Annotated in this window: 19 protein-coding genes; 10 read left to right on the top strand and 9 right to left on the bottom strand. The window is 67.4% G+C overall.

Annotation, left to right across the window (positions count from 1 at the left end; all coding sequences use genetic code 11):
* Nucleotides 1-28: 28 nt before the first annotated feature.
* The 3 genes from KL771_RS04425 to KL771_RS04415 all read right to left on the bottom strand — a co-directional run bounded on the left by KL771_RS04425 (nucleotide 29) and on the right by KL771_RS04415 (nucleotide 3,245).
* The gene (locus KL771_RS04425; protein ID WP_261967346.1) at nucleotides 29-1,870 is read right to left on the bottom strand and encodes a methylmalonyl-CoA mutase family protein; all 1,842 of its coding nucleotides are present in this window, start codon (nucleotides 1,868-1,870) and stop codon (nucleotides 29-31) included.
* 451 nt (nucleotides 1,871-2,321) lie between these two features.
* Nucleotides 2,322-2,732: a DUF4332 domain-containing protein gene (locus KL771_RS04420; RefSeq protein ID WP_261967345.1), complete on the bottom strand. Its 411-nt coding sequence runs from the start codon at nucleotides 2,730-2,732 to the stop codon at nucleotides 2,322-2,324.
* A 60-nt stretch (nucleotides 2,733-2,792) separates the two neighbouring features.
* Nucleotides 2,793-3,245, bottom strand: a complete 453-nt coding sequence (locus KL771_RS04415; RefSeq protein WP_181184300.1) for a DUF2780 domain-containing protein — start codon at nucleotides 3,243-3,245, stop codon at nucleotides 2,793-2,795.
* A 163-nt stretch (nucleotides 3,246-3,408) separates the two neighbouring features.
* Between KL771_RS04415 and KL771_RS04410 the strand changes: the two genes are divergently transcribed.
* Complete coding sequence (locus KL771_RS04410) at nucleotides 3,409-4,962, top strand: DUF853 domain-containing protein (protein WP_261967344.1); 1,554 nt, start codon at nucleotides 3,409-3,411, stop codon at nucleotides 4,960-4,962.
* A 97-nt stretch (nucleotides 4,963-5,059) separates the two neighbouring features.
* Complete coding sequence (locus tag KL771_RS04405) at nucleotides 5,060-6,448, top strand: M20/M25/M40 family metallo-hydrolase (RefSeq protein WP_261967343.1); 1,389 nt, start codon at nucleotides 5,060-5,062, stop codon at nucleotides 6,446-6,448.
* 24 nt (nucleotides 6,449-6,472) lie between these two features.
* On the opposite strand, the gene KL771_RS04400 is transcribed toward KL771_RS04405, so the two are convergent.
* Nucleotides 6,473-7,504, bottom strand: coding sequence for a CorA family divalent cation transporter (locus tag KL771_RS04400; protein ID WP_261967342.1), 1,032 nt, complete (start codon nucleotides 7,502-7,504; stop codon nucleotides 6,473-6,475).
* 228 nt (nucleotides 7,505-7,732) lie between these two features.
* Here KL771_RS04400 and KL771_RS04395 point away from each other — a divergent pair, with 228 nt between their 5' ends.
* Complete coding sequence (locus KL771_RS04395; protein WP_261967341.1) at nucleotides 7,733-8,221, top strand: porin; 489 nt, start codon at nucleotides 7,733-7,735, stop codon at nucleotides 8,219-8,221.
* 124 nt (nucleotides 8,222-8,345) lie between these two features.
* Here the strand turns inward: KL771_RS04395 and KL771_RS04390 are convergent, their stop codons facing one another.
* Nucleotides 8,346-9,008: a haloacid dehalogenase type II gene (locus tag KL771_RS04390; protein WP_140942127.1), complete on the bottom strand. Its 663-nt coding sequence runs from the start codon at nucleotides 9,006-9,008 to the stop codon at nucleotides 8,346-8,348.
* Nucleotides 9,009-9,208: 200 nt separating this feature from the next.
* Between KL771_RS04390 and KL771_RS04385 the strand changes: the two genes are divergently transcribed.
* The gene (locus KL771_RS04385; protein WP_315901475.1) at nucleotides 9,209-10,072 is read left to right on the top strand and encodes a branched-chain amino acid aminotransferase; all 864 of its coding nucleotides are present in this window, start codon (nucleotides 9,209-9,211) and stop codon (nucleotides 10,070-10,072) included.
* A gap of 7 nt (nucleotides 10,073-10,079) precedes the next feature.
* Here KL771_RS04385 and KL771_RS04380 read toward each other — a convergent pair whose 3' ends face one another.
* The gene (locus KL771_RS04380) at nucleotides 10,080-10,535 is read right to left on the bottom strand and encodes a hypothetical protein (RefSeq protein WP_261967339.1); all 456 of its coding nucleotides are present in this window, start codon (nucleotides 10,533-10,535) and stop codon (nucleotides 10,080-10,082) included.
* Between the two features lie 85 nt (nucleotides 10,536-10,620).
* Entirely contained in the window at nucleotides 10,621-11,301 is a 681-nt protein-coding gene (locus KL771_RS04375) for a thermonuclease family protein (protein ID WP_261967338.1), read from the bottom strand.
* Nucleotides 11,302-11,656: 355 nt separating this feature from the next.
* On the opposite strand from KL771_RS04375, the gene KL771_RS04370 reads away from it, so the two are divergent.
* From KL771_RS04370 to KL771_RS04355, 4 genes are all read left to right on the top strand, one after another.
* Nucleotides 11,657-12,256 carry a superoxide dismutase gene (locus tag KL771_RS04370; RefSeq protein ID WP_261967337.1) on the top strand — a complete coding sequence of 200 codons (600 nt, stop codon included), beginning with the start codon at nucleotides 11,657-11,659 and terminating at the stop codon, nucleotides 12,254-12,256.
* Nucleotides 12,257-12,407: 151 nt separating this feature from the next.
* Nucleotides 12,408-13,040 carry a response regulator gene (locus KL771_RS04365; RefSeq protein WP_261967336.1) on the top strand — a complete coding sequence of 211 codons (633 nt, stop codon included), beginning with the start codon at nucleotides 12,408-12,410 and terminating at the stop codon, nucleotides 13,038-13,040.
* 67 nt (nucleotides 13,041-13,107) lie between these two features.
* Nucleotides 13,108-13,773, top strand: coding sequence for a Crp/Fnr family transcriptional regulator (locus tag KL771_RS04360; protein ID WP_261967335.1), 666 nt, complete (start codon nucleotides 13,108-13,110; stop codon nucleotides 13,771-13,773).
* A gap of 175 nt (nucleotides 13,774-13,948) precedes the next feature.
* Nucleotides 13,949-14,155, top strand: a complete 207-nt coding sequence (locus KL771_RS04355; protein WP_261967334.1) for a YgaP family membrane protein — start codon at nucleotides 13,949-13,951, stop codon at nucleotides 14,153-14,155.
* Nucleotides 14,156-14,218: 63 nt separating this feature from the next.
* Here KL771_RS04355 and KL771_RS04350 read toward each other — a convergent pair whose 3' ends face one another.
* Complete coding sequence (locus KL771_RS04350; protein WP_261967333.1) at nucleotides 14,219-16,318, bottom strand: S9 family peptidase; 2,100 nt, start codon at nucleotides 16,316-16,318, stop codon at nucleotides 14,219-14,221.
* 513 nt (nucleotides 16,319-16,831) lie between these two features.
* Between KL771_RS04350 and KL771_RS04345 the strand changes: the two genes are divergently transcribed.
* Nucleotides 16,832-17,251 (top strand): MucR family transcriptional regulator, encoded by a 420-nt coding sequence (locus tag KL771_RS04345; protein WP_261967332.1) that lies wholly within the window; start codon nucleotides 16,832-16,834, stop codon nucleotides 17,249-17,251.
* A 349-nt stretch (nucleotides 17,252-17,600) separates the two neighbouring features.
* Nucleotides 17,601-18,176 (top strand): hypothetical protein, encoded by a 576-nt coding sequence (locus KL771_RS04340; protein ID WP_261967331.1) that lies wholly within the window; start codon nucleotides 17,601-17,603, stop codon nucleotides 18,174-18,176.
* Nucleotides 18,177-18,330: 154 nt separating this feature from the next.
* Here the strand turns inward: KL771_RS04340 and KL771_RS04335 are convergent, their stop codons facing one another.
* Nucleotides 18,331-18,723 (bottom strand): DUF6477 family protein, encoded by a 393-nt coding sequence (locus tag KL771_RS04335; protein WP_261967330.1) that lies wholly within the window; start codon nucleotides 18,721-18,723, stop codon nucleotides 18,331-18,333.
* Nucleotides 18,724-18,999 lie beyond the last annotated feature (276 nt).

Raw genomic sequence — 18,999 nt, 5'->3', positions numbered from 1 at the left:
CGCGGCACCCCGCGACCGGTCGAAAGGATCAGGCCGTGACGCCGGCGCGCGCCAGCAGGCCCTTGAGGGTCGCCGCCACATCGATGCCGACATGAACGAAGAGATCGATGCCGGCATTGCGCCAGCGCATCTCGGTCTCGCCGTCGGCCGGCTTGCCGGCCAGGATTACCAGGGTCGCACCGGCCGCCTTGAGGGCGCCGGCGACGCGCTCGGCCCCGTCCGCATAGAGTGCGTCCGAGGAGCACAGGCAGGCGAGCCCGGTGCCCGAGGCCCGGAAGGCCTCGACCAGCGCCGCCTCGTCGGCGAAGCCGTCATTGCTGAGGGCCGCGATGCCGCCGGCCTCGAACAGGTTCTTCGACCAGGTGGCGCGGGCGTTGAAGTCCGGGATGCGGCCGAGATTGGCCAGGAAGACGGACGGCGTGGCCGCAGCCGCCGCGCTGCGCAACTGCTCGAAGGCGGCGCCGAGCCGGCGCGCCGGCGTGGCGACGGCGGTCTCGGCGGGGGCGAATTCGACCGCCTCGGCGACCGGGCGCTCGAGCACCGCGACCGGGCGCTCCGAAATGTCCGGGAATTCGCTGATCCCGGTCAGCGGCAGCTTGCGCCGCGCGATCGCCTTCTCGCGCTCGGTCGCGACCGCGGCGATGCGCTCCTGCCATTGCCCGTTGCGGATCAGCGCCAGGATGCCGCCCTCGGCTTCGATCTGCTGGAACAGGATCCAGGCCCTCTCGGCCAGTTCGTTGGTCTCGGTCTCGACAAGCCCCGATCCTGCGGCCGGGTCGGCGACGCGCCAGAGGTTGGATTCCTCCAGCAGGATCGTCTGCGTGTTGCGGGCGAGCCGGCGGGCGAAATCGTCCGGCAGGCCGACCGCGGCCGTAAAGGGCAGCACGGTGACGGAATCCGCGCCGCCGAGCCCTGCCGCGAAGGCCGCGATGGTGGTGCGTAAGAGGTTGGTCTGCGGTCCGACGCGGCTCATCATGCGCCAGGCCGTCTCGGCATGGATGCGCGCTGGGATGCCGCCGATGCCGGCCGCATCGAGCGCGCTGGCCCAGAGCCGGCGCAGCGCGCGCAGTTTGGCGATGGTGCGGAACTGGTCCTGGTCGGCCACGATGGTGAAGCCGATCAGGCGGGCGGCCGCGTCGGGCTCGAAGCCGGCGTCGACGAGCCCACGCCAATAGGCGACCGCTGTCGATATCAGTCCGGCCAGTTCCTGCAGGTCGTTGGCGCCGGCCGCATGGGCGATCCGGCCATCGGCTTCCAGGATCGTGCCGTTGCGGGCCTTCGAGGCGTCGCCGGCCGCAGCACGGATGGTCGCCTCCACGGTCTCCGGAAGCTGGCCGCGCGCGGCGAGCCGGCCGATCGGGTCGACGAGGCGGTCGATCGACAGGGCCGCGGGGGCGATCCCGCGCCGCTCGGCGGCCGCCTCAATCGCCGCGGCGGTTTCGCCGGTGCCGGCACCGGCATCGACGCGCAGACGGATCAGATCGAGCAGAACGCCCTCGAACAGCCGGTCGAAATCGCCCTCCGACCGGGCGCCGAGGCCGTGCGGGCGTGCCCCGGTCCCGTCCGCGAAGACCAGTTCGAGGCCGCCGGCGCCGCCTTCCAGGTCGGCCAGAATGATCCGGTTGGCTTCGGCCGGATCGGGGACTTCGATGCGCTGGGTCACCGTCCAGGGCTGCCCGGCATGGCCGCCGACCGTGATCCGGCCGTTGCGATCGCCGCGATAGAGCGGTTCCAGCGGAATGCCTTCCGCGGTCATTCGCCGCAAACGCTCGAAGGGGACCCCCTTCAGAGCCTTGGCGACCGCCGCGCGCCACTGCTCTTCCGTGACCGGCTGGAAATCTTCGAGCAGTGTTGCAGGTTGAACGGTCACGGCCAGGCTCCGAATGATCGTCGCTCCGAAGGGTCGTCATGCGACGGGGCTTTGGTAGTCCTCGCGAAAATTTCCTGTCAATCGGACATTCAGCCCAGCGGGCCATACTGCCACAGGCGGCGGTGCGCCCGGCCGATCCCTGATCGGCATGTCCATTCGTAGGATGTTACCCGCCAGGGTAAAACTGAACGAAGGTCGCAGCCCGGCCGGTCGGCCGGCCGTACCCGCCGGCGTCGATGCCCGGGTCCGTCGCGACCGGATCGGTTTCGCCGTCCCGCTTCGCCCGCATGACGGCACCGCCTGGAGTCGTTACGTCCGCAGCGATGGCATCCAACGCGGCCGTTGGCTGCCGGAGAGTGGCTTGGCCACTATCTCGGCGCCCAACACGACAACGCCGGCCGATGGCCCGGCCGGCGCCCTCGAAAATCGAATTCGGACGATCCGTGCCCGGTCAGTAGGTCATCATCGGCGGCAGGCCCTTGGCCTGCTCGACCCAGTCGGCGACCGACTTGGCGGCCGGCACCTGGCGGACCAGCTTCTTGGCCTCGTTCACCTCGACCATCTTGTTGTAGAGGTTTTCGGCGTTGCGGGTGCGCAGTTCCTTGACGGTGTCGACGCCGGCGGCCTCGAGCAACTCGGAATACTCTTCCGCGACGCCCTTGATCCGCATCAGGTCGCACATGTTCGCCCATTTCAGGACGCGGCTTTCCTCGATGCCGGTCTCCGCGGCGACCGCCTTGCGGCCGCGCGGATCCTTGGCGCGCTCCAGGAGCGTTGCGGTGTCCTTGATGCCGGCCGCCTTCAGCTTCTCCGCATAGGCGGGGCCGACGCCTTCGATGCTCGCGATCGGGTAGTTCGACATGTCGAAGTCCTCCCTCACAGAAGCGCAGGCCGGACCGGATGCCGGCGGCGCGGAATTCAGTCAGCCGGCGAAGCGCGCCAGACCGGGAATCGACCCGAGCACTTCGTCGACCAGAGTATCGCCAGCCTGCTCGCGTGAGAACTGGATGACCTCGCGCGTCACCTTCTGGACCTGATCCATGTCCAGTCCGGCCTCGCTCAACATCGTAAAGGCCGCCATGATGCCGCCCATGCCGCCGCCGAGCAGGCCGCCCAGCATGCCGGTGATGGACCCCATCAGCCCGCCGGGCTTCGGGGGCGCCTCGCCTTCGGCCATCAGTTCCCCGGCACCGGGGATCGAGGCGACGATGCGGTCGATCAGTTCCGGCGGCGCTTCGCTCTTCAGGAAATGCAGGATGATCGCGACGGCCCGCGATGCAGTCTCCTCGTCGATGCCGACTTTGTTCTGGATACGCCCGACGAGTTCCTCGACCAAACGCGACTCCCTAGACTTAGCCTTCGCCGTATGTGACACGGCCCCTTTGGATAACTCAAGGCGGTACGACGGGGCCGGGCTTCTGTCCAGAGGGCCGACCGACTCTCCGCAGTCCGAGCCGGTTCCATCGAGCGCAGCCGTCCCCTATAACCGGCGCAGGCGCGCCGGCGGGCATCCGACGCCGCCACCATGGGAGTGCCGCATGCAGGTCGATGGCAAGATCTACCTTGGTCAGAGCGTCAAGGCCGAGTATCTCGAACTGAAGCTCTCCAACCGGCACGGTCTGGTTACCGGGGCGACCGGCACCGGCAAGACGGTCTCGCTCCAGGTCATGGCCGAGGGCTTCTCGGCGGCCGGCGTCCCGGTCTTTGCCGCCGATATCAAGGGCGATCTCTCCGGCGTCGCGGCGGCCGGCGAGGAGAAGGACTGGGTCGTCAAGCGTTGCCAGGCGATCGGCCTGACCGACTGGGAGCCGACCAAATTTCCGGTCGTGTTCTGGGACCTGTTCGGCCAGCAGGGCCACCCGATCCGGGCGACCGTCACCGAGATGGGGCCGCTGCTGCTCGCCCGGCTGATGGGTCTCAACGACACCCAGGAGGGCGTGCTTAACATTGCCTTCAAGCTCGCCGACGACGAGGGGCTGCTGATCCTCGACCTGAAGGATCTGCGCGCGCTGCTGTCGCATGTCGCCGAGCGGGCCGGCGAACTGACCACCGATTATGGCAACGTCACCAAGGCGACCATCGGCACCATCCAGCGCCAGCTCTTGGTGCTCGAGCAGCAGGGAGGCGAGGCCTTCTTCGGCGAGCCCGCGCTCGCCATCGCCGACCTGATGCAGAAGGCGCCGGACGGTCGCGGCACGATCAACGTGCTGGCGGCCGACAAGCTGATGGCCAATCCGCGCCTCTACGCCACCTTCCTGCTCTGGCTCCTGTCCGAACTGTTCGAGGAACTGCCCGAGGTCGGCGATCTCGACAAGCCGAAGCTGGTCTTCTTCTTTGACGAGGCCCATCTTCTGTTCGACGAGGCGCCGGCGGTGCTGATCGACAAGGTCGAGCAGGTCGTGCGCCTGATTCGCTCCAAGGGCGTCGGCGTCTATTTCGTCACCCAGAACCCGCTCGACGTGCCCGACAAGGTCTCGGCCCAGCTCGGTAACCGCGTCCAGCATGCTCTGCGCGCCTTCACGCCGCGCGAGCAGAAGGCCGTGCGTGCGGCCGCCGAAACCTTCCGCCAGAACCCGGCCTTTAAGACCGAGACGGCGATCACCGAACTCGGTGTCGGCGAGGCCCTGGTCTCGGTCCTGGAGAACAAGGGCACGCCGACCATGGTCCAGAAGACGCTGATCCGGCCGCCCTCGGCCAAGGTCGGGCCGATCTCGCCGGCCGAACGGGCGACCGTGATCAATACCGGGCCGCTGGCGGGCAAGTACGAGGACGTGATCGACCGCGTTTCGGCTTACGAGAAGTTGCGCGGCCATGTCGCCGCCAATGTTCCGGCGGGAACGCCCGCCGGCGAGGCGGGCGGCGGCTCGTCGGGCGGCATCCTCGGCGGCATCCTGGACGGCATCTTCAATACCGGCGGCTCGGCACCCGCGCCGGGCGATCGCGGCACCGCCCGCGGCGGCCGCAAGACCACCGACAGCCTCGCCGAGGCGGTCGCCAAGTCGGCCGCCCGCACGGCCGCCTCGACGGTGACCCGCCAGGTCACCCAGGCACTCGTGCGCGGCGTGCTCGGCTCCCTGTTCAAGGGACGCTGATCGCAAAGTCGCGGGCGGGCGAAGGGCCTCGGTGGCGTTCGGCCGCGCCTGCGGATATCGTCCGCCGCCGTCAACCGCCCTTGCCCGTGAGCGCCAGATGACCATCGATTCCGTACTGACCCGCATCGACGCCGACCTCGACGCCTCCCTGGCGCGCCTGTTCGACCTTGTCCGCATCCCGTCCATCTCGACCGATCCGGCCTTTGCGGCCGAAGTCCGGCGCGGGGCGGAATGGTGCCGGGCGGCCTTGGCGGAGATCGGTTTCGAGGCCTCGGTGCGCGACACGCCCGGCCATCCGATGGTGGTGGCGCATTGGCGCGGCCCGGTGCGCAGCGAGAGCCCGCATGTCCTGTTCTACGGCCACTACGACGTCCAGCCGGTCGACCCGCTCTCGCTCTGGGAGACGCCGCCCTTCGAGCCGCGCCTTGCCGAGGCGGCGGGCGGCCGCAAGATCGTCGTCGGTCGCGGAGCCGCGGACGACAAGGGCCAGCTCCTGACCTTCGTCGAGGCGGCACGCGCCTATGTGGCCGAGACCGGGGCATTACCCTGCCGGGTCACGGTGCTGTTCGAGGGCGAGGAGGAATCCGGCTCGCCGTCGCTCGCCGCCTTCCTGGACGCCAACAAGGCCGAGCTGTCGCATGACCTCGCGCTGGTCTGCGACACCAACATGTGGGACCCGGCGACGCCGGCCATCACGGCGACGCTGCGCGGCCTCGTCGGCGAGGAGGTGACCATCACCTGCGCCGACCGCGACCTGCATTCCGGCCTGTTCGGCGGCCCGTCGCAGAACCCGATCCGCGTCCTGACGCATCTGCTTGCCGGGCTGCATGACGAGCAGACCCGCGTGACCCTGCCGGGCTTCTACGACGGCGTCGCCGATGTCCCGCCGGCGCTGCGCGCGCAGTGGGAGGGGCTCGGCATGACGCCTGAGAGCTTTCTCGGACCCTACGGCCTGTCGACCGCCGCCGGCGAGACCGGCCGCTCGGTGCTCGAACAGGTCTGGGCACGGCCGACCTGCGAATTCAACGGCATCGTCGGCGGCTATACCGGCGAGGGCTTCAAGACCGTGCTGCCCGCGCAGGCCTCCGCCAAGGTCTCGTTCCGGCTGGTCGTCGGCCAAGACCCGGCCAGGATCCGCGCCGCCTTCCGCGACTACATCACCACCAATCTGCCCGCCGACGCCAAGGCGAGCTTCCGCGCCCATGGCGGCAGCCCGGGACTGGCGCTGCCCTTCGACAGCCCGGCCCTGATCAAGGCGCGCGATGCGCTGACGCGCGAATGGGGCAAGCCGGCGGTGATCATCGGCGGCGGCGGCTCGATCCCGGTCGTCGGCGACTTCAAGAACCGGCTCGGCATGGAAAGCCTGATGATCGGCTTCGGTCTCGACGACGACCGCATCCACTCGCCGAACGAAAAATACGATCTGACGTCGTTCCACCACGGCATCCGCTCCTGGGCGCGCGTGCTGGATGCACTGGCGGCCTGAGCGTCTGCACAGGACGGCTCGGCTTCACTTCATGAGGCCGAGCCAGCGCAGGTAGAGATAGACGGCGGCACTGCCGAGGCCGCCGCACAGAAAGGCGAGCCAGAAGCCGCTCTGCGAGCTCTCGAATGGCAGGCCGTGCGTGTTCATGCCGAACAGGCCGGTGACCAGGGTGGCCGGCAGGAACAGGGCCGTCATGCCGGACAGCGCGCTGAGCTGGCGGTTGGTCTCGGCCGCCGCCTTGGCGGCGACTTCTTCCTGCAGGATGCGCGCCCGCTCCTGAATGGCCTCGATCTCCCGCCCGACCGTGTCGAGCCGCAGCGCCACCCGTTCGACCATGGCGGCGACGGCTTCGGGCACATGGTCCTCGCCGGCATTGTCGACGAAGGCCGAGAAGTGCAGCCGCAGGGCGCCGAGCTGGCGGTTCAGCTTGAGCGCCGTGCGCCGGATCGGTCCGAGTCGGACATCCTCGGCCGCGACCGTTTCGTCGACCACCCGATCCTCGATCTTCTCGATCTGGCCGGACAGTTCGCGGGCGACCGCCCCGACCTGGGCGGCGAAGCTCTCGAAGATGTTCTCCAACACGCCGAGGCCGCCGCCCTCGAAGCTGCGCCCCGACAGGAGGGCGCCGCGCACCTCCTCGACCGCGTGCAGCGCGTGCCGGCGGCAGGTGACCAGCAGCGGACCGCTCAGGACGAAGCGCAGCCGGGCCAGGTCCTGGGTGCCGTGATCGAACTCGCGCCGGAAATCGGCGAAGACCCCGACCAGCGCGCCCTCCTCGGCGACCAGCCTCAAATGATCGTCGTCGTCGAGCAGCAACGCGCGTGCGCCCTCGGGGAGAGGAGAGCGCTCGGCGATCCAGTCGCGCCCGCGCAGGTCGGCGAGATTGAAATGCAGCCAGACCGAGGCCTCCGGATCGGACAGGACAGCCTCGAGCGGCCTGCCACCGAGCGGCGTCGCCCGGCCTTCCGCGTCGAACACCCAGGCCCAGATGAGACCGGGCCAGCCGGCCTGCGAGACGGATGCGGATGCGGAAGGATCGGGCCGGGGTTGCAGCATCCTGGATCTCTTGGCTCGCGGACTTGAGCGAGTTGTGCGCCAGTCCCTGCGAAGCTGCAATGACGACCATGCCGTAGTGTCACTGCGAGCACGGAGTATCTGGAATAACAACACATACAATAAAAATAACTTGATGGGCAGAAAATATAGATAAAGTGTGTCTCACTGTATGTAAAGAATGCTTGATTTTGCAATCAATGCATTCAAATGCAAATAACGGGGGCTACAATGAAGAAATACATCGCAGTTGTTGCATTCATTCTTGGGGTGTCCGGTCACGGCGTGCCCGCGCATGCGGTCGTAGAGTATGTCAAAGTCTGCGATACTTATGGGGCGGGCTATTACTATGTGCCGGGTTCGTCGATGTGCCTCAATCCCCTGACGGGGGAAACGCGCCTGACGACCGTCGACGGCGTGGTCAAGGGTCGGTCGGAATTGGCCAAGATGGTCGACCGGGCCAACAGCCGCGCCGATCTGGCCATGCAGGGCACGGCGCTCGCCATGGCGCTGCCGAACCCGTTCGTGCAGCCCGGCCACAACTTTGCGATCGCGGGCAATTTCGCCAGCTTCGAACAGACCGGTGCCCTGGGCTTTGGGGCGGCCTACAAGATGAACGAGAACCTGACCCTGACGGCCGGTGGTGCCTTCAGCACCGGAACGGTGGCCGGTTCCGGTCGCGGCGCCGCCTTGCGCGCCGGCTTCAACCTGTCCTGGTGACCGGCGGCTCCCCGGCCGTGGCCGGGGAGACCATCGCGCGGCGATTCGGCCTCCGAAGCGCCGTGCGCTCCGGGCCCCGGCGGTTCTTGCCAGGGCCAGCGATCAAGGCCGGGGCTTTGCCGGCTCAGGCCAGGGTGAGCAGGCCGCTCAGATCCGGCAGGACGGCGGCCGGCTGCATGTCCTGGTATTCTTCCGGCAGTTTGTTGCGGTTGATCCAGACCGTGCGGAAGCCGAAGGCGGTGGCGCCGGCGGCATCCCACCGATTCGAGGACTGGAATGAGACCGCCTCCGGGAACAGGCGGTAGCGCGTCGTGATCAGGTCGTAGACGCGCGGGTCGGGCTTGTAGATCTTGATCTCGTCGACCGAGACGACATCGTCGAACAGGTCGCCGATGCCGGCCGAGGTGCAGGCGGCGGCGAGCATCTTGGGCGAGCCGTTCGACAGGATGGCCAGGCGCGCGCCGCGCAGCTTCAACTGGCGCAGCAGTTCCGGCACCTCCGGATAGGCGTCGCAGGTCCAATAGGCGTCGAGCAGGGAGGCGCGCATCTGCCGGTTTGCGCTCGGCACCCGGTCGAGCGCGTAGTCGAGGGCCTCCTCGGTCAGCGACCAAAAATCCCGGTAGCGGCCCATCATGGTCAGCATCCAGGAATATTCGAGCTGTTTTGCCCGCCACACCTCCGACAGGAACTGCGCCTCCGGTCCGACCGACGCGGCGTGGCGGCGAACCGCGGCGTGCACATCGAACAGGGTTCCGTAGGCGTCGAACACATAGGTGGAGAGGGTCATAGGGTCCTCGGATCTCCGGAAGGGCGGCCCGATCGCGTCGTTTGCGCGCGAGCGGGCGCGGAGGCGGCGCATTAATGACCGGATCCGCGGCGGAAAGAAACCCGTTCCCGCGGGGCAGCCCGTCACGATTTCCTCTTTTCGCAGCCGTCCGACTGCGATCGAATGCCGGCCCCGAACGAAAAGCAGCGATGAGGACCGTCATGAGCGCCACCACCGGCTTCTCCCGCACCTGGAACTGGATCGACGGCCAGTGGATCGAGGGCAACCCGGCCGTCATCGGTCCGCGCACCCATGCCGCCTGGCTCGGCTCCTCGGTCTTCGACGGCGCCCGCGCCTTCGAGGGCGTCGCCCCCGACCTCGACCGGCATTGCGAGCGCGTCAACCGCTCCGCCCTCGCGCTCGGCCTCAAGCCGACCATGGCGGCCGACGCCATCGAGGCTCTGGCGCGCGACGGTATCCGGCTCTTCGACGACGAGACCGCACTCTATATCCGGCCGATGTACTGGGCCGAACAGGGCGGCTACATGTCGGTGCCCGCCGATCCGGACTCGACGCGCTTCTGCCTGTGCATCTACGAGACGCCGATGCCCGAGCCGACCGGCTTCTCGGTCACGTTGAGCCCGTTCCGCCGCCCGACCCGCGAGACCATGCCGCTCGACGCCAAGGCCGGCTGCCTCTATCCGAACAATGCGCGCGCCGCCTTGGAGGCCCGCGCGCGCGGATTCGACAATGCGGTCGTCTGCGACATGCTCGGCAACGTTGCCGAACTGGCCACGGCAAACTTCTTCTATGCCAAGGACGGCGTCGTGTTCACGCCGGCGCCGAACGGAACCTTCCTGAACGGCATCACCCGCCAGCGGACGATCGATCTGCTGCGGCACGCGGGAACCGAAGTGGTCGAGACCACGGTCCGCTATGACGATCTGAAGAAGGCCGACGAGCTCTTCTCCACCGGCAACTATTCCAAGGTCGTCCCGATCACCCGCATCGAGGAGCGCGACCTGCAGCCCGGCCCGTTCTACGCCAAGGCGCGCCGGCTCTACTGGGAATTTGCGCACGCCTGATTGGCGTTCACGAACCGGCGGTGTTCTTCTGCGAGCCGAAGAAGAACCCGCCGGCAGCGCCCGCAATGCTGCCGATGATCGCGAGGATCTCCTTGTTGGTCGGATTGGCGTAGAAACTCACGAAGAGGCTGACGACCACGAGCAGGAAAACAGCACCCGAGATCACGTTCTTGCTGAAAATCCTTTCCAGGAGTGTCGGTTCCTGGATCTGGCGAATGAGTATATCCAGTAAGTGTCGATCTGAATCGGCGATCTCCGGCTCCAGATCCTGGCGTACAAAACAAATTTCTTCAAATTGCTCTTCGGGAGCTTCCCATTTCACGAGCGCGAAATGCCCGCCGATCTTATCCAGAATAACCGAAGGAATGGAGATCGCGGTGAGTTTTGGATACTTAAGCTTGTATTCCCGCTCAACATTCTCGCGGATTTTCTGGCGCAATGTGTCATTGGGGGCCTGGGCCATGTCGTTGCCTCTCGGAAACATACGGGCTCATAGACCGTCCGATTAGTAATGACATTTCGCATGTGATCAAGGGCTGTGGCCGAGTCTAAAGCCCGTCCCGCTTGTCGTCGGGCAGATCCATCAGGTTCCAGCCGCCGTTCCAGGCGCCGGCGCGGGCCTCCTGGGCGGCCGCCAAGGCGGTGCCGAAGCGGCCGATGGTCTCCGCGGTCGGCCGGGCGAGGCCGGCACGGATCTGGCGCTCGGCGAGATCGGTGGCGCCGAGATAGCAATCCGCCAGGACCGTTTCGCCCTCCGGTTCCGGCCGATCGATGGCCGGAAAGCAGACGACGCGATTGGAGCGCAGGAAGTTCGACATCACGGCGCGACCCATCAGGCCGCAAGGGAATTTCAATCCATCCTCACCAAAGCAGACATCGCCGCGGCGGATGCCTTCGACGCCGGCCAGCCGCACGCGCTGGCGCGGCGTGCGGAAGGTGATCGCGTCGATCACGTCGTAGGGCGGTGCCAGGACGATCGGCGAACGGAAGCTGCCGGGTTCGTCCTCGGTGGGGCCGAGAATGTCGAACGACTTGCCGTCGATGAGGCCGGCGGCCAGGCCGCCCGACCGGGTGCGGCCGCGGGCGGTCGCCTCGGGCGGACGACGCGGCGGGGCCGGATCGCTCGCCGGATCGACAATATGGAGGCGGGGCAGGGCACTCTCGCCGCGCAACGCGAAGATGACCCCACCGACGATCAGGATGGCCGCCACCGTGCCGCCGGCCGCCATGCGCGCGATCCTGCGCTGCCGGTCCGCGGCGATGTCCGCCGGTGATCCGCCGCCCCCGTCGTCGGACGGATCGGCCGTCTCCGCGGGATGCGAACCGTCCCCGCGAAGCGCGTCGGGCGACGGCCGGCTCCCGGGGGGCGGGGATCGGCGGATAGGGAGATCGGGAAGCTGTCGCTCGGTCGGGATGGTCATGCTGGAGACGTGTCGGGGTCGGATCGGGGACAACGGCGCGGGCAGGGCTGAAACGCGGCGGTCAGTGTTGCCGCTGACCCGTGTCCGACCTATGTTCCCCCGTCGAAACGGCTTTCTCGGGGCGGGACGGATCGTCCCGCTTCCCCTCATGAGGAGTATAGCGATGGCGTTCGAACTTCCCCCGCTGCCCTATGCCTACGATGCGCTCGGTCCGTACATGTCGGCTGAGACCCTAGAGTATCACCACGACAAGCACCACCTCGCCTATGTGAACAACGGCAATAACCTTCTCAAGGACTCCGGCCTGGAAGGCAAGTCGCTCGAGGAGATCGTCAAGGAGAGCTACGGCAAGAATGCCGGCCTCTTCAACAATGCCGGCCAGCACTTCAACCATATCCATTTCTGGAAGTGGATGAAGCCGAATGGCGGCGGCAAGAGCCTGCCGGGCAAGATCCAGGCGAAGATCGATTCCGATCTCGGTGGCTACGACAAGTTCCGGACTGATTTCGTCCAGGCCGGCGTGACGCAGTTCGGCTCCGGCTGGGCCTGGCTGACGCTGAAGGACGGCAAGTTCGTCATCACCAAGACCCCGAACGGCGAGAATCCGCTGGTCCACGGCGGCGTGCCGCTGCTCGGCGTCGACGTGTGGGAGCACTCCTACTATATCGACTACCGCAACCTGCGCCCGAAGTATCTCGAGGCCTTTGTCGATAGCCTGATCAACTGGGACTATGTCCTGGAACTCTACGAAGCGGCGGTCTGACATCTCCGGGTCCCACGGGGCCGAGCGTGCGGCGATCGGGCCAACCCGGTCGCCGACCCTTGTTCGGAGCCCGCCGCGGCTCCGAAGTCGTTCGCATTGTTGACGTAATGGAAAGGCTTTGTTCAGGTCCGCGCGCCATGCTGGCGCCGCCATGAACACCGTGCCTGAAGACTTCGCCGAGCGACGTGTGGTTGTCGTCGACGATAATCGAAACTTTCAGCAAGTGATGCGCGTCATGCTGCGAAGCTTCGGCTTTCGCCGTATCGACGTGATCGCCGAGGCCGACCATTTCCTCGGCCATCTCGAACACCATCATGTCGATTTCGCCTTCGTCGATCTGGTCATGACCGGAACCGGCGGCTCCCGTCAGGCAGGGCTGTCGCTGATCCGCGCGGTGCGGCGTTCGCCGGTCGTCGTCAACCGGGCGATGCCGATGGTGCTGGTGACCGGCCACGCCAGCCGGGGCGTGATCGTCGCGTCGGTCGAAGCCGGGGCCGACCATGTTCTGGCCAAGCCGGTCAGCCCGCACACGGTGCTTGCGTGTCTCAAGGCTCTGAAGGGCAGCGAACGCAGCTACGGCCGCGGTGCGGACGGCTACTTCGGGCCTGATATCACGGAGGCCCGCCAGCGGCTTGAACGGCGCCTGCGCCTGTCGGAGGGGCGCCGCCCGGATGCTCCGCGGGCGGCCGCGCTGCCCGCTCTGGCGGCGGGTGCGGGTCGGCCCTATCCGGTCCCCGGTCTCAACGTGCCGCTTCGCGACGACGCGTCCCATTTCCTGGACTGATCGATCCCGAGGCGTCCGGACTTGACCGCCGGCGCGCGGGCCGGACATGGTGTCGCCGGGACCCGACATGACCGCTGCCGATTGGATCGAGCATTTTCCGCCGCTGGCCGCCCTCGGCCAGGATCATCGCGATGCCGTTCTGGCGTCGGCGCATCCGGTGCGGCTGCCGGCGGAGACGCGTGTTTTCGACCCCGGCTCGCCGTGCTCCCACTTCCTGCTCGTCGTCGATGGCTGCGTCCGCGTCCAGATGATCGCCGATACGGGGCGCGAGCTGGTGCTCTACCGGGTCCGGCGCGGCGAGACCTGCGTGCTGACCACCTCGTGCCTGTTCGGCGGAGAGGTCTATCCGGCGGAAGGCATCGTCGAGACCGAGACCCGCGCCGTCGCCATCCCGCTTGCCCGCTTCCTCGCCCTGATTTCGGCGTCGGAGGGTTTTCGCCGCTTCGTCTTTGCCGGTTTCGGGCAGCGCCTCGCCGCCCTGCTGGCGACCGTGCAGGACACCGTGTTTCACAATCTCGACGGCCGGCTCGCGCGCGCCCTGATCGCCCGCGCCGACGGCGGGCCGGTCGCCCTGACCCATCAGGCGCTGGCCGCCGAGATCGGGACGGCGCGCGAGGTCGTCAGCCGGCACCTGAAGCAATTCGAGAAGGCCGGTCTGGTCCGGTTGGCGCGCGGCCGGATCGAGATCGCCGATCCGGATCGCCTCGCCCTGCGGGCCGCCCGTACGGAATGATCCGGAGCCGGGTTCGGTGACTGCGTCACGGACCCGGCCGCGGCTTTGGCGCATGGTGGCCGGGTCGGCGGTTGCGGCGCATTCGCGGCCGCAGCAGTGGCAGGGTCGGGGCGGCCGGAAAGCCGTCATCCCGCATCGTCACGTCGCCTTGTGCCAGCCCCCGAGGAGGGAAGTCATGAATGCCAATGTCGGCGGTATCGACCGCATCCTGCGCATCGTCGTCGGACTCGCGCTGCTCGCCTTCGCCTTGTTCGGACCGGCGGACCTGTCCTGGAAATGGGTCGGCTATATCGGCGTCGTCCCGCTTCTGACCGCCCTGATGGGCTGGTGTCCGGCCTACACGCTGATCGGCGTCAGCACCTGCCCGGCCAAGCGGGCCTGACCGGGAGCGGTCTCGGGCGGCAGGTCGGGGCGCGGCCGTCGCGCCGCGCCCCGCCGCCTTGCCTCACGCCCCTGCCAGACCGACGCACAGCAGGGCGAAGGCTTGGACCAGCGCGACTTCCTTCAGCCGCTCGAAGCGGCCGGCGGCGCCGCCATGGCCGGCATCCATGTTGGTCTTCAGGAGCAGCAGGTTGTCGTCGGTCTTGGTCGCCCGCAGCCGTGCGACCCACTTGGCCGGCTCCCAATAGGTGACGCGCGGGTCGGTCAGGCCCGCGAGCGCCAGGATCGCCGGATAGGGCTGGGCGGCGACATTGTCGTAGGGCGAATAGCCGAGGATGCGGTCATAGGCCTGCGGATCGGCGATCGGGTTGCCCCATTCGGGCCATTCCGGCGGCGTCAGCGGCAGCGTCTCGTCGAGCATGGTGGCGAGCACGTCGACGAAGGGCACCTCCGCGACGATGGCCCCGAAGCGATCGCCCGCCCGGTTGGCGATCGCGCCCATCAGCATGCCGCCGGCCGAGCCGCCCTGCGCGACGATCCGGCCGCGGCTCGTGAACCGGCCGGCGACCAGCGCGTCGGCGGCCGCGACGAAGTCGTCGAAGGTGTTGGTCTTGAACTCGCGCCGGCCCTGAGCGTACCAGCGGAAGCCCTTGTCCTTGCCGCCGCGGACATGGGCGATGGCATAGACGAAGCCGCGGTCGACCAGCGACAGCGCGTTGGTCGAAAAGGCCGCCGGAATGGTGATGCCATAGGCGCCATAGCCGTAGAGCAAGAGCGGCGCGGAGCCGTCGAGCGGCGTGTCCTTCAGATAGAGCAGAGAGACCGGCACCGTCTCGCCGTCGGCGGCCGGCGCCTGGATGCGCCGGGTCACGTAGCGCGCCGGATCGTGACCGCTCGGGACCTCCTGCTCCTTGCGCAGCATGCGCCGGCCGGTTGCCATGTCGTAGTCGTAGACCCGGGCGGGCGTGGTCATCGACGAGTAGGTGAAGCGGATCTCGTCGGTGTCGAATTCGTAGCCTCCGGCCAGGCCGAGCGAGTAGGCCTCCTCGTCGAAGGCGATCGGCGCCTCGGTCCCGGTGGCGAGCGTTTGGACGATGATCCGCGGCAGCCCCTCGACCCGCTCCAGGCGGACGAGATGGCGGGCCAGGATCTGGTGGGAGATCACGAGACGCCCGGGAACATGGGCGACGAGATCGCGCCAATGGGTCCGATCCGGCGTCGCTTCGGGCGCGGTGACGATCTTGAAGTCCTCCGCGCCGTCGGCATTGGTGCGGATGTAGAAACGTCCGTCGCCATGGTCGACATCGTATTCGACCGCGGTTTCGCGCGCGGCGACCAGCCGTGGCGGCTCCAGAGGCGCGTCGGCGTCGATCAGCCAAACTTCGGACGTCTCGTGGTCGTGCACGTCGATGACCAGATAGCGCCCCGATTGGGTGCGGCCGACGCCGATGAAGAAGCCCGGATCGCGCTCCTCGTAGACGACCACGTCCTCGCTCGCCGGCCGCCCGACCTTATGCCGGAACACCTTGGCGGGACGATGGTTCTCGTCGAGCCAGACATAGAACAGCGTCTGCCCGTCATTGGCCCAGGCCATGCCGCCGGTCTCGGGGATGGCGTCGGGGAGGTCGCTGCCGGTGGCCAGGTCGCGCAGCCTCAGCGTGAAATATTCCGAGCCCTTGTCGTCGGCCGACCAGGCCAGCCAGGCGTGATCCGGCGAATGGCTGGCGGCGCCGAGCCGGAAATAGGCCTTGCCTTCGGCGAGCGCATTCGCGTCGAGCAGGACCTGCTCCTCGCCGCCGTCGCGCGGTACGCGCACCACACGCGGGTGCTGCGCACCTTCAACATAGCGGGTGCCGTAGGCCCAGGGGCCGTCCTTGGTCGGAACCGAGGAATCGTCCTGCTTGATGCGGCCCTTGAGTTCGGCGAACAGCGTCGCCTGCAGCGCCTCGGTCTCCTTCAGGACCGCTTCCGTGTAGGCATTCTCGGCGTCCAGATAGGCGCGGATATCCGCCGGCAGGGCGCTCGGCGTCCGCATCACGTCCTGCCAGTTGTCGGCCCGCAGCCATTGATAGTCGTCGACCCGTTCCCGGCCATGCCAGACGCTGACCGACGGTCGCTTCTCTGCCGGTCGCGGCGGCGTGACGGAACGGCCGGTATCTTTCATCTCGGGCATCTCCTTCGGCCGCCTGCCCGGCGGCCCTGTGGCGCCTCACATAGGCGTCCGGTGACTTCACGGCAATCCGGGTGCTGCGCGACCGTCCCGCCCAGGTGGAGCCGCGGCGCACGGCCGGGACGCCGAAACGTGATGGCGCGGATCGGCAGAAGAGACTTTCGGAGCCCGATTCCGCTCTGGATTCCTCGTGATTCCAGCACGCCCCGGGAATGGGCTTGTCATGTATATATGCTTGCCGAGACGAAGGCAGTGACTCCCGGGTAACCAGCATCGACGCTCGCAGAAGCGGACAATTGGCTTCATTTGCCGCGAAGAGGGTGATTGACATCTTGTTTTTCTAGCGTAGAGGTCATATACGGAGTTCGAAACAGTTCGGGTGATCGATTCACTTGAACCTTCTGCTCGGTTCCATGGTTGAATGCCCTAGTCGTGCGACGCAGGGGTGACTCAATCCAATCTACGGCGAATTGGCTTGGCCAATGATCCGCTCTCGACAGGTGAAAAATGAGCGAGACTTCTACCAGCGCAAATCTGATCGACTTGGCTGCCGACATTGTTTCGGCCTATGTCAGCAACAATACCGTTTCCTCGTCTGACCTGCCGGGGCTGATCGGAGAAGTCTACGCAGCCCTCCAGCGGACCTCCTCGGGCGTTGCTCCCGAGCCGATGCCGGAACCGCTGAAGCCGGCCGTTCCGGTCAAGAAGTCGGTCACGCCCGACTACATCGTCTGCCTTGAGGACGGCAAGAAGTTCAAGTCGCTGAAGCGCCACCTGCGCACTCAGTACAACATGACGCCGGAAGAGTACCGCGAGAAGTGGAGCCTTGCCGCCGACTATCCGATGGTGGCTCCGAACTACGCCCAGGCCCGTTCGGACCTGGCCAAGAAGATGGGCCTCGGCCAGCAGCGTCGCCGTTCGCGCTGACCGCAACGCCGGCCCCGGGCTGAGATGAAGGACCGCCGCGGACTCAAGTCCCGGCGGTCTTTTTCTTGCCTGGAATGGCACGCCATGCGGCTCAGGCCGCGGTTCGTTCGGTGCAGGGACGCGCCCGCAGCTGCGGCCGGGGCGATTGTGTCGGCCCGACCGGCCGAGGCGGTCGGATCGGCCCGGTGCTGCCGGCTGCCGGTCGGACTTCCGGCGGTGCCCGATCGATGGTCTCCGGGCGCGATCTTCCGAAGACAGAATGTTCCCCAGGGAACTGGCGGCGACGCGGTGCTGCGGCATCCTCACTCCATCGCCTGAGCGCCCCGCGCGTCACGCCTTGGAGGACACCATGAACCGGATGCTTTCGACAGCACTTCTCGCGGCCTGTGCGGCTCTGGCTCTGATGGGCGCCTCGGTCACCCACAGTGTCGCGGCCTCGGATGTCGCCTGGAGCATTCCGGCAGCCGGCTGCTCCATCGCGGAAGGTCGGGAACTGGTCGAGATCGCGGGGCCGACGGTGCGCTTCGCTCCGGGCAAGACGGGCTCCATCCGCCTGGTCTGCCCGATCTCCCATGTCCGCTTCGGCAATACGGCGAGCGATGCGGCACAACTCGGCGGGATGACCATCCGCTTTCAGGATTCGTCCGGGACCGATCCGTCGGCGGTGTTGGCGGTGGAATTGGTGCGAACTGCGGTCGCAACAGGGGTGTCGACCGCGATCGGCGGGTTCAAGTCCGACCAGATCGCCGTGACACTTCCGGCCGGGGTCGATCAGAACATCGCCACATCAAGCTTCCAGCTCGACTTTGCCGCGAATTTCTATCACGTCGACGTGATCCTGAAGCGCGGCACGACGGACAAGGTGGTGGCCGTGACCGGTCTTGCCCTGACCTCGCCCTTCCTGCGGTTCACCCGCACGTTCTGACATCGCCTCGATGCCGGCGATGCGCCCCGATTGCCCGCAATGCGCCGCACGATCGCGCATAGGGCGCACCGGTCCGTCGCGCGGCCTTCGCGTCCGCGATCGGGGCCCGCGGCCTGCATTTCGCCGAAGACGGAGCTGCGATCCGGCGTCGGAATCATCGCGGCGTCGGTCCGCTTGCCGGGGAGCGAGGACCGATGCCGCCCGGACCGTCCGGCGCGGCCTTGGGCGTGTCGGTGGCTGTCGTCATCGTCGCCGACAGGGCGGCCTTCTCCGCACGGTAGGCCGTGATCAGGGCGAGATGTCGGTCGAGGCTGTAGGTCCAATGACCGGCGCGGCCGCGGCTGCGTTCGCCGCGCAGGGCGCGGGCGAGCAATTTCAGAACATGCAGTCGTGCTGCCCGGCCCTGATCGGCGAGAAGATCCGGTCCGATCGGCAGCAGGCGCGGCAGGGCATGCTCGCGCTTGTATCGGCTGGCTTCGATCGCAACAACCTTCGCAAGTGCCGCGCCGACCGATCCGCGCAACCTGGCGTCCAATCCCGTAGCCATCATGAACTCCCGTTCTGGTGGCGGGATCGTTTCATGGCGGACGAGCGCCGAGGATAATATTCCTCGATATCCCCGCCCTTGCGATGGAGGCTGGGTTGGCCAAGAGCCCGGCGATGTTAAACAAAATGCGAGGTAGTTATCCCCGTTTGCCCCCACGCTTGCATAATTGACAGGTAAATATTCCTACAGTCAGAGGGTGTGGGGTGGCAGGATGATGCGGCATTCTCAACAGCGGGACAGGCGTGAGAGGGGATACCGGCGGCTCCCGGCCGATGG

The organism is Prosthecodimorpha staleyi, from assembly GCF_018729455.1.
In the GTDB taxonomy this organism is placed as follows: domain Bacteria; phylum Pseudomonadota; class Alphaproteobacteria; order Rhizobiales; family Ancalomicrobiaceae; genus Prosthecodimorpha; species Prosthecodimorpha staleyi.
Note: the sequence above shows the minus strand (reverse complement) of the source record. Positions and strands in the feature narration are given on the sequence as shown.